Raw genomic sequence first — 16,170 nt, forward strand, 5'->3', positions numbered from 1 at the left:
ATGGACCGGTGCGTATCGGGCCAATAGCATCTGCCCAGTCAATCGGCCGTTGCCGTCGCGTGCGAGTCGAGCGGCGGCCGGCGTGCAGTGATTCCGCCGATTTTCCCAACGACCTTTCGTGAATGAGCCGAACATGTACACGTTCGATCGGGTAACCGTTTCTCTTGAAAGCCGTGAAGTCTTCATCAGTGGCCAACGACAACCGCTGAGTCCTCGCGCATTCGATATCCTCGAATTGCTGATAAGCGCTCGGGGTTGTCTCGTCACGAAGGATGACATCATGCGCGCCGTCTGGCCGCACACGTTCGTCGTCGACAACAACATCCATGTGCATATCTCCCAACTGCGCAAGCTGTTCGGCGGCAAGCAAGGATGGATCCGCACGGAATCCGGGCGCGGCTATCGTCTCGCGCAGCCCAGGCACCATCAGCGCCCGGTTCCGCCCGTGACACGCGATACGCCGATCGGGCGTGAAAGCGAACTCATGGATTTGCACGCGCTCGTCGACAGCGAGCCGCTGGTGACGCTGGTCGGGGCGCCCGGTGTCGGCAAGAGCACGCTCGCCCGTGAGCTCATGCGCGAGCGTTCGCGCATCGGCGATACGCCAGCCTTCTTCATCGAGCTGGCCGACGCCGTGCCCGGCACGACGATAACGGGCGCGCTCGGAACGGCACTCGCGCTGCCGCTCCCTCACGACCCGCCTGCGATCGTGGCGGCGATCGCGCAGCGCCCCACCCTCATCGTGCTCGACGGCTGCGATGCGTTCATCGACGAAGCGGCATCGTTCTGTCAGGCGCTGGCGACGTTCTGCGCGGGCGTACAGATTGTCGTGACCAGTCGCGAGCCGCTGCATATCGCGCCCGAGCGCACCTGGCGGGTGCCGCCGCTCGATACGCCTGCCCGCACGTCGAATCCTGCCGACCTGAGTGCGTCGCCGGCCGTGCGCCTTTTCATTGCACGCATGGGCGAATCGGCCGGGCATACGCCAACGCCAACCGGCGAGGCAGCGCCGGCCACACTGGCGCTGATCGCGGCGCTGTGCCGACGCGCCGGCGGCAACCCGCTCCTGCTCGAGCTGACCGCGGCTCGGGCCGCCGCGCTAGGCGTGTCCTGCGTGCTCGAACAATCCGACGAGCAATGGCTTGCGCTCGCCAATGTCATGCGCGACGTGCCTTCCCGCCATCGCTCGCTGACAGCGGCCTACGCGTCGAGCTGTGCGCGACTCGCGCCGCAAGAACTAGGCGTGCTCGCCCGGCTTGCCGCGCTGCCGGACGCCTTTACGATCGAGGCCGCCTGCGCCATCGCGCCTCGATGCGGGATCGACAGCGAAACCATGCTCGATGTTCTCGCGGCGCTCGTCCTGAAGTCGTTGATCGACGTCGAGGCAACGCCGACGTCCGCGATGCGCGGTTACCGCATCGGAAACATGTTGCGGGCATTCGCTCGCCGCATGCGCCAGACGGAGACGCCCGACACGGCCGACACGGCACCGCTCGACGTCGCGGAGGCCGCCCCGCTCGTCGTTGAGCATCTATCCGGAGGCGATGCCGTGGCGGCACGCCACCCGGCCGGAAGGGTCATGGCATCGCCGGCAGCCCATCGCGGGACCGGATTCCCGCCAACCGTCGTTTCCGCCTCATATGGGTTCGACCGAGCGATGCCGCCCCGCCTCCCCACCCCCTCGGGCCATGTATGGCGCGCCGTGTCGAGCCTGGATGCCGGCCATCGGGCCGGGCAACCGTCGCTCCCGCCGATGGCACAGTCGGCACCGATTCCGTATCGGGTCGGATTCACTTCGCACGAACGGCTGCGCGCATGTCGTCGCGCGGTTGGCGACGACGGCGAGAAAGTCACCGAATGTCGCCGCGTGAATCACATCCTCCATCCGTGGCAAGGCAAGCGTCATGCACGCCGGGAACCGTCCTGAAGCGAGCGCGGGCAATGCCACTTCGTCCGAGCTCTCCGATATTCCGGCTTCGCACGCGTTGCGTCGCGATGGTGCAGTGGGCTTGCATGTGAGCGTCAAGCATCCCTCCGCGGCCACCGCGCCGCCGCCTGCCGATATCGCCACCGAGCGGCGGCTCTGTCGTCGCCTCGCCTGGCAGGTCCTGCCGGTACTGATGCTGGCGTACCTGGCCGCGTATATCGATCGTACGAACGTGAGTTTTGCATCGCTGCAATTGCACGGCCAGCTCGGTTTTTCCGATGCGGTGTTCGGTTTCGGCGCGGGCGTGTTCTCGCTCGGCTATGTCGTGTTCGAACTGCCCAGCAACATGATCCTGCAGCGCGTTGGCGCACGAATCTGGCTCACCCGCATCATTCTTGTATGGGGCGCCGTGACGGCGCTGACGGTACTGGTTTCCACGTCGAAGCAGTTCTACGTGATGCGCTATCTGCTCGGCATCGCCGAAGCGGGGCTGGTGCCGGGCATCGTCTACTACATCGCGCGGTCATTCCCGTACCATTACCGCGCACGCATGCTGTCGACGTTCTACGCCGCGTTGCCGCTATCAGGCGTGATCGGCGCCCCGGCGGCCGGCTTCATCCTGCAGTACTTCGACGGGGCGATGCATGTCCCTGGCTGGAAATGGATGCTGATCGTCGAATCGCTGCCCGCGTTTCTCGCCGCGTCGTTCTGCTGGTGGCGCCTGGACGACGACGTCACGACCAGCACACGCTATTCCACCGAGGACCGCGCCCGCCTCGTGAGCGCGCTGGCACGCAGCCGATCCTCGAGCGAATCCATTCACCCGGATCAGATCTATTCGAGTCCGCTTGTTCTGGCCTTTGGTGCGCTTTACTTCCTCGATGTGTTTGGCATCTACGGATATACGCTGTGGGCCCCCACCATCGTGCATTCGCTCGGCGTCAGTGGCGATCTCCGGATTGGCCTGATCACCGTGTTACCCAATCTGGTGGCGATCGCCGTGATGATCGCGGTGGGCCGCAACGCCGACAAGACGCGATCCCGGCGCTTGCACGTGGCAGCGCTGCTGTTCGTCGCCGCACTCGGCCTGGCGCTGGCGGCGGCCTTGCACCAGCACCTCTGGCTGTCCGTCATGGGGCTGTGCATTGCGAACGCGTGCCTGCTGTCGGTGCCACCGGTGTTCTGGAGCATGCCCATCACGGTGCTGGGCCCAGCCTCCGCGGCGAACGGCATTGCCTGGATCAGCGCGATCGGCAATCTCGGCGGCTTCTTCGGCCCCTACACGGTCGGCCATCTGAAGCAGAGTTCCGGCAGCCTGCTGGCGCCAGTCATGACGATGATCGGATGCCTGTTGCTCGGGGTGGTGCTCACGATGCTGCTGCCGAAACGGCTGGTGGATGGCTAGGCGGGCTGAACCAACGTCAACACCGCCCTAGCGCGTCACGTCGGCGTTGATGCCCAGCGCCTGCGCCTTCAGCACCAGATCGGCCAGCGAGCGAGCGCCCATCTTGATCATCGCGTTCTTGCGATGGATCTTCACGGTGATTTCGCTGAGATCCAGATTGGCGGCAATCTGCTTGTTCATGAGGCCGCCCGTCACGAGCGACATCACTTCACGCTCGCGCCGGGACAACGCCGCGTAGAGGCTGCGCAGCCCGGCGACATGGCCGCTCGCATCGCGGCGCTGCTTGTCGTGAAGCAACGCGCTCGCGACGGCATCGAGCAGGTTTTGATCGCGAAATGGCTTGGCCAGGAAGTCGAATGCTCCGTTCTTCATCGCCTTCACGGACATCTCGATATCCCCGTACGCGGTGATGAAGATGATCGGCAGATTCGACGCAGCCGCAACGATCTGTTCCTGAACCGCCAGCCCGCTCTGGCCTTTGAGGCGCACGTCGAGGATCAGACAACTGGGCACATCGGGCTTGTCGAGCGCCAGGAATTCCTGCGCCGACGCGAACGCCAGCACGTTCAGGTCGACCGAGCGCAACAGCGTGGTCAGCGCTTCGCGCATCGAGTCGTGGTCGTCGACCACGTAGACGAGTGCGCTCTCGGCAGTGTTCTCATCGTTCATCGGCTTCCTCGTTTCCTGCAAGCACGGCAGGTTGGGTGTTCTGCAACGTATTCTGCGCGAGCGGCAACGTGAACTGCATGCGCGCGCCGCGGCCTGCCGCGCTTTCCGCCCAGACATGCCCGCCGTGCGCCTCGACGATCGAGCGACAGATCGACAGACCCGTGCCCATGCCATCCTTGCGCGTCGTGAAGAACGGCGTGAACAACAGCTTCGCATCGGCAGCGCTGATGCCGTGACCGGAATCGTCGATCCGCACCCGTGCGGCGCCATCGATGCACGCGGTGGCCACGCTCAACGGCATGTTGCCCGGCACGCTCGACATTGCCTGCATGGCATTCATCAGCAGATTGATCACCACCTGCTGGAGCTGCACGCGATCGCCGAACACGACGAGCGGCGCTACCGCGAGCGACACCTTCAACTCGACGCCCTGGCTGCGCATTTCCCGCCGCACGAGTTCGAGCGACTCTTCGATGATCCCGTTCACGTCGACGAGCGCGGCATCCGCATCGCGTTTTTTTGCCAGCGCGCGAATGCGCCGGATCACTTCCGTGGCGCGCTTCGCGTCACGCGTGCTTTGCTCGATCGACGCCCGCACCTCATCAAGCTCGGGCGGCTCGCGATTCAGCCAGCGCAGCCCCGCCTCGCCGGTCGTGACGATCGCCGCGAGCGGCTGCGTCACCTCGTGCGCGATCGACGCCGCCATTTCGCCGAGCATCGACAGCCGCGTCGCGTGCGCCAGCTCGCTTCGCGAGCGATCGAGCGCTTGTTCGGCCTGGCGCAACGCCTCGATATCGGTATTGACGCCGTACCACGCCTTGATGCGCCCGTCGGCACCGCGCATCGGCGCCGACGCGATCACGGTCCAGCGATAGCTGCCGTCGCCGTGCCGGAATCGCGCGGTGCGCTCGAAATAGCTGCCGCGTTCGACCGCCTCGCCCCACGCGGCCTGGATCTCGACGAGATCGTCGGGATGCAGGATATCTCGCCACATGTTGTCGCCGCGCCCGGTGTCGATACCGTATTCGCTCCAGCGTTGATTGACATAGGTGGGCCGACCGTCGTCGCGAGAACTCCACACCATCGCCGGAATCGCATCGAGCGTCGCCAGCAGCTCTTCTTTCTGCCGGCGCAATTCGCCTTCCATGCGACGGGTTTCGGTGACGTCGTCGTCGGTCGAGAGAATCCCGACGGGCCGCCCCCAGCGATCGCGCGACAGCATCACGCGGCTCGACACGCGCAACACGGCGCCGTCGTTGCGCACGCGTTCGAGCTCGCCCTGCCAGTGGCCGGCCTCGATCGCCTGCCGGCGGATCTCCGCATGAGAGACGGCACCGCGCGTCTGCGTGAGCGCCTGCAGCGTCTGGCCGACCGCTTCGTCGGCGCGCCATCCGTAGAGACGCTCCGCGCCGTGGCTCCAGAACGTGATGCGATCGTCGAGGCCGTAGACGACGACCGCATCGTGCGTGAGATTCAGCAGGTCGACATGGTGACGCAACATCGCATGAATGCCCTGATTGCGGACCGCGAGGATCGACACCGCGATCAACGCGCTCAGGCTCACACCGCAACGTGCGATTGAACTCGGCGCCACCGGATCGTTCGGCGAGATCAGAAAGCCGAGCACGTCGACGGCGATGCACAGCCAGGCCACGGCCACGGTGACGCTGGTCGATGCCACCGACGACACCATCAGCACGACCACCGCATACAGGACCGCGACGGCAATGTTCAGGGGTGCGAACGCATCGACCAGGAACACGCCCAGCCCGACAGCCGCCGCGAGCAGGCAGACCATGCTGGCATTGCCGGGCAGGCCGCTGCCCGCCTCGGCCCCGGGCCACCGAATCGGCGAGTTCGGGACGTCGCCGGGATTGCGCAATCCTGTCATGCGAATCTCGGGGAACGGTGGCGGAATTCTGGATGCCAGCCGCGGCCGCACTGGCTCAGTGCTCCCCTTGGGGCCCGGCGGCGCGAAGCGCGTCCAGGCGCTGGCCGATCTGCGCGGCATCCACGGGTTTGCTGAACACGCAGAGGGCACCCACGTCGCCGGCCTGCCGCAGCAAAAGATCGGATTCGAACGCGGTAATGAAAATGATCGGCGGCGGCGCTATCCGTTCGAGCAGACGCCGATACATCTCGATCCCCGACAGGCCCGGCATCTGAACGTCCGAGATGATGCAGGCGACGTCCGCGAGCCCCTCGGCACTTAGGAACGCCTCTGCCGATGCATACGTACGAACGTCCCAGCCGAGCGAGCGCACGAGACTGCGCGTGGCCTCCCGGACGGACGCGTCGTCCTCGACGATCGAAACGACATGGTGAGCGCTCACGCTGGGGGAGGTCCTTGGCCTTGTTCGCATTGACGACGGCGGGACTCCACGGGTCCCGCGTCAGCCAGTCGGGACGTATAGTACTGTAGGCGTTCAAGGTCGAAAACCATCTAAAAGTATGAGTGTTGGATGCCCTGTCGGGCTGCCGATCCCGGCCGCCCATCGATACCGTCCGAGCTTTTCCGCCCCGATATCGAGCGGCTTGCGGGCCTCGGGCACCGACACCGCAGTTCATCGAAATGCTTCGACGATCACGACATCCGTGTCGTCCAGCGCGGTCAATGTCAGCTGCCCTTCGTTACGGATGGCGGCACCATCGCGAGGCCCGAGCCCGACCTGCCCGACGTTGAGCCGGCCGTGGTCGGTCACCAGGTAAGCCGGGCCAGGCTTCCTCAATGCATACTGCAAAACCACCCCTTCGCGCAGCGTTGCGATGCGCACCCGCGCATCCGCGTCGATTGGCAGCGCGCCCTCGCTGACGTCCTGCGGATCGCCGCTTGCCAACGTGACGAAGCGCCCTTCGCGACCTTCCCGAGGGCAGTTCCGGGTCGCCCAGCGTGGCGAGCCGCCGAGCGCGCGCGGATGCAGCCAGATCTGGAATAGCCGTGCCGGCACGCCTTCCGCGTTGCGCTCGGCGTGATGGACGACGCTGCCCGCGCTCATCGCCTGCGTGCAGCCGGCGACGATGCGCGCGCGATTGCCCGCGTCGTCCTCGTGCGTGATCGCGCCCGAGCGCACCCAGGTCACGATCTCGACGTCGCGATGCGGATGCAGGCCGAAGCCCGAGTGCGGCGCGATCTCGTCGTCGTTCCAGACGATCAGCGGGCCGAGCGGATGATGCCCGGCGCCGCCGAGATCGCCGTGGCGGAAATGCAGCCGCGTGTTCAGCCAGTCGCGCGAGAGGCAGCCCAGCGACGTGAAGCAGCGAGGTTCGATCATGATGCGTGGCTCTCGAAAGGGCCGGGCGGGGTGCGCCGGACTCGCGCGCCGTGCCGCCCGGTCCCGCATTCAGATCTGCTGCTGGCCGCCATCGACGAACAGTTCCGCGCCGTTCACGAAGCTCGCGTCGTCCGAGGCCAGGAACAGCGCCGCGCTCGCGATTTCCTCCGGCTCGCCGAGGCGTTCCAGCGGGATCTGCGCGGCCAGATAGTCGGCCAGCCCCTGCCGTTGCGCTTCGTCCTGGCCGGCCAGGTCGAGCAGGCCGGGCGTGCGCGTCGCGCCCGGGCTGATGGTGTTCACGCGGATGCGGCGCGGCTTCAGGTCGAGAATCCAGCTGCGGGCGAACGCGCGCACCGCCGCCTTCGAGGCCGAGTAGACGCTGAACGCCGCGGTGCCCGCGCTGCCGGCCGTCGAGCCGGTCAGGATCACCGACGCGCCGTCGGCCAGCAGCGGCAGCGCCTTCTGCACCGTGAACAGCACGGCCTTCACGTTGCGGTCGAAGGTGTCGTCGAAGTGGGCTTCGGTGATCTCGCCGAGCGGCAGCATCGAGCCGCCACCGGCGTTGGCGAACAGCACGTCGAGGCGGCCGTGCGCTTCGCGGATCTGCGCATACAGCGCATCGAGCTGGTCGAACTTCGTGGAATCGACGCGCAGGCCGGTGGCGGCGCCGCCCGCTTCGCGGATCGAGGCGACGGCCGCGTCGAGTTCGGCCTGGCGGCGGCCGGTCAGGTAGACGTGCGCGCCTTCGGCGGCGAAGCGTTGCGCGGTGGCCAGGCCGATGCCGGTGGTGGCGCCGGTGACGAGGGCGATCTTGTTGTCGAGCTTGCGTGCCATGATGATTCTCCGGTGTTCGGTTGATTCGGTTGACGCCCCCGGCTGGTGGCGTTCGCGACGGGTTGTGTGCTGCGATGTGTGAAGAATATCGACGGCCCCATCTTTCCGAAATAGAACAGATAGAAAACTAACGTTGCGAAATTGAAATGATCATTGCGCACGTCGACATGGCCTGATTTCGATGGCCTCGCGATGTTCACCAGGGGATAGCGGAGGAAGGATCGTTAGCTACCGCCGCGCGGGCGACGGGCGTATCGGCAGCCACGGTGTCGTTTGGCGTGGCGCCGCTTCGGCTCGCGGGTTCGACTGCACGTCGTGCCAACTCGCGTTGACGTGGATCCGTGATTCGAGCGCTTACCGGCGCCGAGACCCAAACGATGTAATCCAGCGCGGTCCCAAAGCGCACCGCTGCATACGGAGCGCTAACCGCCGCCGTCCAGCACCCAGGTTTTCGCCACGCACGGCAGTGATCGGCAAGCGTCACCGGTTCGTTGAGGTTCGGGAGGGAATGCTCAGCCGCGCGTTCGACCAGATCAATCCGGCGCGAAGCGAGGAAGTGAAGTGTGATCTTGAGCGCGTCGATACGCCGACGAGCGCTCGAGCGCCCCGAGCTGCCTGCACGCAGTTTGGCCAGGCAGCATTCGGTTATGTGAACGATCGGTAAACCTGGCGGATCAATTGGAGTTCCACCAGTGAGATGGCGCCCATTTCTACCGGTTCAGAACATTCCGCCCAGCAGATCGTATGCGTCAAAGAAAAAAGCCCCGGAGTATCCCACCAACCTGTTGATTGGCAGCAAAACCCGAGGCTTTCTTTACATTGGTACTAAATATTCCGTCTCAGAACGGAATATCGTCATCCATCTCGTCGAACCCGCCACCGGCCGGCTGGCTCGGGCGGCTCGAACCACCGCCGCCGCTACCGCCGCGCGAGGCACCGCCACCGCCGGAAGCACGGCCGCCGCCACCACCGCCACGCTCCATGTCGCCGCCGCGGCCACCACCACCATAGCCGCCGCCGCCGCCACCGCCGCCGCCGCCGTAACCCTCATCACCACCACCGCCGCCGCCCGCGCCGCCCCGGCCGCCCAGCATCTGCATCTGGTCCGCGACGATTTCGGTCGAGTAACGGTCCTGGCCGTCCTGGCCCTGCCACTTGCGCGTGCGCAGGCGCCCTTCGATGTACACCGACGAGCCCTTCTTCAGGTACTCGTTGACGATCTCGGCCAGCCGGCCGAAGAACGCCACGCGGTGCCACTCGGTCATTTCCTTGAAATCGCCGCTCGCCTTGTCCTTGTAGCGATCGGTCGTCGCGAGGCGGATGTTCGCCACCGCGTCGCCGCTCGGCAGGTAGCGCACTTCGGGGTCGGCGCCCAGATTGCCGACGAGAATGACCTTGTTGACGGATGCCATGTATTTCTCCAAAAGATTCGTTGCCGGCCGTGGCGCATGCCTCGCGCCGGCCCGCGAAACGGCTGCGGCGCGACGCCCGTCAGGCCTTGCGCGGCGGCCGTTTCATGCTGGCGGCGATTATAAGCCAGACCGCCACGAGCGCCGAACAGGTATAGAAAACCTCGTTCGCGCCGCCCGTCTTCAGCAGCCAGCCGCCCACCACGCCACCCAGCGCGAGGCCGATCGACTGCGTCGTGTTGTAGACGCCGGTGGCCGCGCCCTTGCGCGAACCCGGCGCGAGCTTCGACACCAGCGACGGCTGCGAGGCCTCGAGAATGTTGAAACCGAGGAAGTAGACGAACAGCACGGCCGCGACGATCACAATCGTATGCGGCGTCGAGCCGAGCAGCAATTGGCCGATCAGGATAGCGGCGATGCCGCCGAGCAGCACCGGCTTCATCTTCCCGCGCTTCTCGGCGACGATGATGGCCGGCACCATCGCGACGAACGCGAGCCCCATCACCGGCAGGTACACCTTCCAGTGCGACGCCACCGGCAGCCCGCCGTCCACCAGCAGGCGCGGCACCACGAGGAACAGCGCGGTCTGCGTGGCATGCAGCACCAGCACGCCGAAATTCAGGCGCAGCAGTTCGACGTTGCGCAACACCTCGGCGAACGGTGCCTTCACATGGGCCGATTTCGGCGCGTCGGGCACGATCCAGATCACCACGCCGATCGCGAGGATCGACAGCACGCCGACGATCCAGAACAAGCCGCTCATCCCTACCCAGTGGAACACGATCGGCGCGCCCACGATCGCCACCGCGAACGACACGCCGATCGAGCCGCCCACCATCGCCATCGCCTTGGTGCGGTTCTGCTCGGAGGTCAGGTCGGCGATGAACGCGAGCACCGCCGACGATACCGCCCCCATTCCCTGCACGACGCGCCCGACGATGATCCAGGTAATGTCGTGCGCGAACGCGGCGATGAACGCGCCGAGCGCGAACACCAGCAGCCCGAACGCGATCACGGGCTTGCGGCCGAAGCGGTCGGAGGCCCAGCCGTAGAAGATGTAGAACAGCGATTGGGTGACGCCGTAGGCGCCGAGCGCGATGCCGACGAGCAGCACGTTGTCGCCGCCGGGGATCGTTTTCGCGTAGACGGAAAACACCGGCATGATCATGAACAGGCCCAGCATGCGCAGCGCGAAGATCGCCGCGAGCGAGGCGGTCGCGCGTAATTCAGGCGCACTCATGCGGACGGGTGAAGCAGACGGATTGGACATCGGGGGAAGATTGTCGATTTGAGCGGGCAACCACCCGGTACCGGGCGGCGGGAATCCTGGCCGGCTCGAGTCCCGTCGCTGGCTCGTTTCGCGCGCACCGGCGAGGTACGCGGCGAGCGCCCCGAACCACGTCCGCCGCGGGCGGAATCGGGTCCTGGCAGCCCGAAACGACGGTCTCGAAAAGCCGTTATAGTAGCAGGTTTGGTTTCCTCCTCTTTCGCCAGGTTCATGGAACAGATCCGTATCCGTGGGGCTCGCACCCACAACCTGAAGAACGTCAATCTCGACCTCCCGCGCCACAAGCTGATCGTAATCACGGGGCTGTCGGGATCGGGCAAATCGTCGTTGGCGTTCGATACCCTTTATGCGGAAGGGCAGCGGCGCTACGTCGAAAGCCTGTCCGCCTATGCGCGGCAGTTCCTTCAGCTGATGGAGAAGCCCGATGTCGACCTGATCGAGGGGCTCTCCCCGGCGATTTCGATCGAACAGAAAGCGACCTCGCACAACCCGCGTTCGACCGTCGGCACCGTCACGGAAATCCACGACTACCTGCGACTTTTGTACGCACGTGTCGGCACGCCCTATTGCCCCGATCACGAGATCCCGCTCGAGGCGCAAAGCGTCTCGCAGATGGTGGACGCGGCGCTGGCGCTGCCGGAGGAAACCAAGCTGATGATCCTCGCGCCCGTGGTCGCGAACCGCAAGGGCGAGCACGCGGAACTGTTCGAGGAAATGCAGGCGCAGGGCTTCGTGCGGTTCCGGGTCCGCTCGGGCGGCGGCACGGCCAACGAGGGCGTGGCGAAGATCTACGAAGTCGAGACGCTGCCGAAGCTGAAGAAGAACGACAAGCACACGATCGACGTGGTGGTGGACCGCCTCAAGGTGCGCCCGGACATGAAGCAGCGGCTCGCCGAATCGTTCGAGACGGCGCTGCGCCTGGCCGACGGCCGCGCGATCGCGCTCGAGATGGACACCGACCGCGAGCACCTGTTCAGCTCGAAGTTCGCCTGCCCGATCTGCTCGTATTCGCTGCAGGAACTCGAGCCGCGCCTGTTCTCGTTCAACAACCCGATGGGCGCCTGCCCCGAATGCGACGGCCTCGGCCAGATCACGTTCTTCGATCCGAAGCGGGTGGTGGCGCATCCGTCGCTGTCGCTCGCGGCCGGCGCCGTGAAGGGCTGGGACAAGCGCAACCAGTTCTACTTCCAGATGCTGCAGAGCCTCGCGGCGTTCTACGAGTTCGACCTCGACCTGGCGTTCGAGGACCTGCCGGAAAAAGTCCGCAAGATCCTGCTGTACGGCTCGGGCAAGCAGACCATCCCGTTCTCGTACATCAACGAGCGCGGCCGCACCTCGATCCGCGAGCACGTGTTCGAGGGGATCATCCCGAACCTGGAGCGGCGCTACCGCGAGACCGACTCGGCCGCGGTGCGCGAGGAGCTCGCGAAGTATCAGAACAACCAGCCCTGCCCGTCCTGCCACGGCACCCGGCTGCGCCGCGAGGCGCGCTTCGTGCGCGTGGGCAGCGGCGAGCAGGCGCGCGCGATCTACGAAGTCAGCGGCTGGCCGCTGCGCGACACGCTCGCCCATTTCGGCGCGCTGACGCTCGACGGCGCCAAGCGCGAGATCGCCGACAAGGTGATCCAGGAGATCGTCGCGCGGCTGACCTTCCTCAACAACGTCGGGCTCGACTACCTCTCGCTCGAACGCAGCGCGGAAACGCTCTCGGGCGGCGAGGCGCAGCGCATCCGGCTCGCCTCGCAGATCGGCTCGGGCCTGACCGGCGTGATGTACGTGCTCGACGAGCCGTCGATCGGCCTGCACCAGCGCGACAACGACCGGCTGATCGGCACGCTCAAGCACCTGCGCGACCTCGGCAACTCGGTGATCGTGGTCGAGCACGACGAGGACATGATCCGCACCGCCGACTACGTGGTGGACATGGGCCCGGGCGCCGGCGAGCACGGCGGCGTGGTGATCGCCGAGGGCACGCCGAAGCAGGTGCAGGCCAACGCGGCGTCGCTGACGGGCCAGTACCTGGTCGGCAAGAAGACCATCGACTACCCGGACGAACGCATCGCGCCGGACCCGGAGCGCATGCTGCGCATCGACGACGCGCACGGCAACAACCTCAAGCACGTCTCGCTCGAACTGCCGGTCGGCCTGCTGACCTGCATCACCGGCGTGTCGGGCTCGGGCAAGTCGACGCTGATCAACGACACGCTCTATCACGCGGTGGCGCGCCACCTGTACGGCGCCGCGGCCGAGCCGGCGCCCTACGAGTCGATCGAGGGGCTCGAGCACTTCGACAAGGTGATCAACGTCGACCAGTCGCCGATCGGCCGCACGCCGCGCTCGAACCCGGCCACCTACACGGGCGTGTTCACGCCGATCCGCGAGCTGTTCGCGGGCGTGCCGAGCGCGAAGGAGCGCGGCTACGATCCGGGCCGCTTCTCGTTCAACGTCAAGGGCGGGCGCTGCGAATCGTGCCAGGGCGACGGCGTGCTGAAGGTGGAGATGCACTTCCTGCCCGACGTCTACGTGCCGTGCGACGTCTGCCACGGCAAGCGCTACAACCGCGAGACGCTCGAGGTCCAGTACAAGGGCAAGAGCATCAGCGAGGTGCTCGACATGACGGTCGAGCATGCGCACGAGTTCTTCGCCGCGGTGCCGGTGATCTCGCGCAAGCTCAAGACGCTGCTCGACGTCGGCCTCGGCTACATCCGCCTCGGCCAGTCGGCCACCACGCTCTCGGGCGGCGAGGCGCAGCGCGTCAAGCTCTCGCTCGAACTGTCCAAGCGCGACACCGGCCGCACGCTCTACATCCTCGACGAACCGACCACCGGCCTGCACTTCCACGACATCGCGCTGCTGCTGGAGGTGATCCACCGGCTGCGCGACCAGGGCAACACGGTGGTGATCATCGAGCACAACCTCGACGTGATCAAGACCGCCGACTGGGTGATCGACCTCGGGCCGGAAGGCGGCGCGGGCGGCGGCCAGATCATCGCGCAGGGCACGCCCGAAACGGTGGCGAAGACCAAGGCGAGCTTCACCGGCAAGTACCTCGCGCCGCTGCTCAAGCGCGCGAAGAAATAAGCGCCGCGCCGGGCGCCCTGCCGCCCGGCAGCCTGTCCGGCTTCTCGCCCCACCTGCCGCGCCACCCGCTGCCGCGCCTGCTCCGGCGCCGCGCGGCGCGGGCCGCCGCGGCCGTCACTCGGTATCCGCACCGGCTTTTTCCGCCTTCAATCGTTGTTATACTCGCGCGATGCGGAAGGCGCGCGCCTGTCCACGTGCGTGCGAACCAGTCCGACGGAACCAGGAACAGTCATGGAGAAGCAAACCGAGTCGACGCGAGACACCCCGCCTCGCGAGCCTCATCTGCGCAGTGTCAGGCTGACGAGCGATTTCAGCCTGCCGAGGCTGTCGGCGATCGAGATCGGCAGCTATCTCCTCGCGATCCTCGGCCTGTTCCTGATCCTCCACCTGAAACTGCTGTCCGGCCTGCTGGCCGGGCTGCTCGTCTACCAGCTGGTTCACACCATCTCGCCGGCGATCGAGCGCCACATGTCGAGCGGGCGCGCGCGCTGGCTGTCGGTGGTGCTGCTGTCGGTGGTGATCGTGGGCGGCCTGGCCGGGCTCACGGCCGCGGTCATCGATCACGTCGAGCACACGGTGCCGAACCTGCAGGGGCTGATGGGCCAGATGATGCAGCTGGTCGACCAGGCGCGCGGACGCGTGCCGGGCTGGGTCGCCAACGTGCTGCCGGTGGACGCCACGCAGATGAAGGTGAAGGCCACCGGCCTGATGTCGAAGCACATGGACCAGCTCCAGGCCGGCGGCAAGAGCGCCGCGCGGATCTTCGGCCACGTGCTGTTCGGCATGATCATCGGCGCGATGATCGCGATCGGCGTCGATCGCAGCAAGACGCGCCGCCCGCTGTCCACGGCGCTGCTCGCGCGCGTCTCGCTGTTCGCCGAAGCGTTCCGGCGGATCGTGTTCGCGCAGATCAAGATCTCGGCGATCAACGCGACGTTCACGGCGATCTACCTGCTTGCCGTGCTGCCGATCGTCCACGTGAAGATGCCGCTCGGCAAGACGCTGGTGCTCGTCACGTTCATCGTCGGGCTGATGCCGGTGATCGGCAACCTGATCTCGAACACGCTGATCGTGGCGATCTCGCTGTCGGTGGGCGTGGGCACCGCGCTCGCCTCGCTCACGTTCCTGATCCTGATCCACAAGCTCGAGTACTTCCTGAACGCGCGCATCATCGGCGGCCAGATCGAGTCGCGCGCCTGGGAGCTGCTGCTCGCGATGCTCGTCATGGAAGCCGCGTTCGGCGTACCGGGCGTGATCGCCGCGCCGATCTTCTACGCCTACCTGAAGCGCGAGCTCGCGATGCTGCGCCTAATCTGAGCGGGCGGGCATGGCTCGTGCGGCCGGCCCTCGCCCGCTCCCGTCCTCAACGGAATACCACCGTCTTCGAACCGTTCTGCAGGATGCGGTGCTCGACGTGCCATTTCACGGCGCGCGCGAGCGTCACGCATTCGACGTCGCGGCCGATCGCGGTCAGCTGCTCCGGCGTCATGCTGTGGTCGACGCGCTCGACTTCCTGCTCGATGATCGGACCTTCGTCGAGATCGGTCGTCACGTAGTGCGCGGTCGCGCCGATCAGCTTCACGCCGCGGTCGAACGCCTGGTAGTACGGCTTCGCGCCCTTGAAGCTCGGCAGGAACGAATGGTGGATGTTGATTGCGCGGCCGGCCAGGCGCTGGCACAGGTTCTGCGACAGGATCTGCATGTAGCGCGCGAGCACCACCAGGTCCGCCGAATGCTCGTCGATCACTTCCAGCACGCGCGCCTCCTGCGCGGCCTTCGCCTCCGCCGACGCGCCCGCGATCAGCGGGAAATGGTGGAACGGCACGTCGTAGCTGGCGGCGAGCTGGTAGAAATCCTTGTGGTTCGAGACGATCGCCGCGATCTCGATCGGCAGCTGGCCGGTGCGGTAGCGGAACAGCAGGTCGTTCAGGCAGTGGCCGATCTTCGAGACCAGGATCACCACGCGCGGCTTGACCGACGCGTCGTGCAGCTCCCAGCGCATCGCGAAGCGCTCCGCGAGCGGCGCGAACTCGCCGCGCAGCGTGTCGAGCGCGGCGCCGGCATCGGCCGCGCTCGCCTGGTCGAAATGGACGCGCATGAAGAATTCATTGGTGCGGCTGTCGCCGAACTGCGCGGAATCGACGATGTTGGTATCGCGCTCGAACAGGAAACCCGACACGGCATGCACGATGCCGTGCTTGTCGGGGCATGACAATTTCAGGATAAAGCTATGGTCGGTCGACATGACCGCACCTCCATTCCAATCGGTTGAATTCCTGGCTTCC

At 66.2% G+C, this 16,170-nt stretch carries 12 protein-coding genes; 4 read left to right on the forward strand and 8 right to left on the reverse strand.

Annotated elements, in window-relative coordinates:
• Positions 1–133 precede the first annotated feature (133 nt).
• On the forward strand, positions 134–1,927 hold the full coding sequence (locus tag BpN12_RS31315) for an ATP-binding protein (protein ID WP_246795990.1): 1,794 nt from the start codon (positions 134–136) through the stop codon (positions 1,925–1,927).
• Entirely contained in the window at positions 1,905–3,332 is a 1,428-nt protein-coding gene (locus tag BpN12_RS31320; RefSeq protein ID WP_246795991.1) for an MFS transporter, read from the forward strand. Before BpN12_RS31315 ends, BpN12_RS31320 begins: the two co-directional genes overlap by 23 nt.
• Positions 3,333–3,359: 27 nt before the next feature.
• On the opposite strand, the gene BpN12_RS31325 is transcribed toward BpN12_RS31320, so the two are convergent.
• The 7 genes from BpN12_RS31325 to BpN12_RS31355 form a co-directional block, all read right to left on the reverse strand.
• On the reverse strand, positions 3,360–4,001 hold the full coding sequence (locus BpN12_RS31325) for a response regulator transcription factor (RefSeq protein ID WP_246795992.1): 642 nt from the start codon (positions 3,999–4,001) through the stop codon (positions 3,360–3,362).
• Positions 3,991–5,892 carry a PAS domain-containing sensor histidine kinase gene (locus BpN12_RS31330; RefSeq protein WP_425306383.1) on the reverse strand — a complete coding sequence of 634 codons (1,902 nt, stop codon included), beginning with the start codon at positions 5,890–5,892 and terminating at the stop codon, positions 3,991–3,993. Before BpN12_RS31330 ends, BpN12_RS31325 begins: the two co-directional genes overlap by 11 nt.
• Before the next feature lie 55 nt (positions 5,893–5,947).
• Positions 5,948–6,334 carry a response regulator transcription factor gene (locus tag BpN12_RS31335; RefSeq protein ID WP_246795994.1) on the reverse strand — a complete coding sequence of 129 codons (387 nt, stop codon included), beginning with the start codon at positions 6,332–6,334 and terminating at the stop codon, positions 5,948–5,950.
• A gap of 231 nt (positions 6,335–6,565) precedes the next feature.
• A complete protein-coding gene (locus BpN12_RS31340) occupies positions 6,566–7,273 on the reverse strand; it encodes a pirin family protein (RefSeq protein WP_246795995.1) in 708 nt (235 codons plus the stop codon).
• A gap of 69 nt (positions 7,274–7,342) precedes the next feature.
• On the reverse strand, positions 7,343–8,107 hold the full coding sequence (locus BpN12_RS31345) for an SDR family NAD(P)-dependent oxidoreductase (RefSeq protein ID WP_246793050.1): 765 nt from the start codon (positions 8,105–8,107) through the stop codon (positions 7,343–7,345).
• Positions 8,108–8,946: 839 nt separating this feature from the next.
• A complete protein-coding gene (locus BpN12_RS31350) occupies positions 8,947–9,519 on the reverse strand; it encodes a single-stranded DNA-binding protein (RefSeq protein ID WP_246795996.1) in 573 nt (190 codons plus the stop codon).
• A gap of 79 nt (positions 9,520–9,598) precedes the next feature.
• Positions 9,599–10,786: an MFS transporter gene (locus tag BpN12_RS31355; RefSeq protein ID WP_246795997.1), complete on the reverse strand. Its 1,188-nt coding sequence runs from the start codon at positions 10,784–10,786 to the stop codon at positions 9,599–9,601.
• 228 nt (positions 10,787–11,014) lie between these two features.
• On the opposite strand from BpN12_RS31355, the gene uvrA reads away from it, so the two are divergent.
• Complete coding sequence (gene uvrA / locus BpN12_RS31360) at positions 11,015–13,885, forward strand: excinuclease ABC subunit UvrA (protein ID WP_246795998.1); 2,871 nt, start codon at positions 11,015–11,017, stop codon at positions 13,883–13,885.
• Between the two features lie 231 nt (positions 13,886–14,116).
• Entirely contained in the window at positions 14,117–15,202 is a 1,086-nt protein-coding gene (locus BpN12_RS31365; protein WP_246795999.1) for an AI-2E family transporter, read from the forward strand.
• Positions 15,203–15,248: 46 nt separating this feature from the next.
• On the opposite strand, the gene purU is transcribed toward BpN12_RS31365, so the two are convergent.
• The gene (gene purU, locus BpN12_RS31370) at positions 15,249–16,130 is read right to left on the reverse strand and encodes a formyltetrahydrofolate deformylase (protein WP_246796000.1); all 882 of its coding nucleotides are present in this window, start codon (positions 16,128–16,130) and stop codon (positions 15,249–15,251) included.
• Between the last annotated feature and the right edge of the window lie 40 nt (positions 16,131–16,170).

This window comes from Burkholderia perseverans, assembly GCF_022870505.1.
Classification (GTDB): Bacteria; Pseudomonadota; Gammaproteobacteria; order Burkholderiales; family Burkholderiaceae; genus Burkholderia; species Burkholderia plantarii.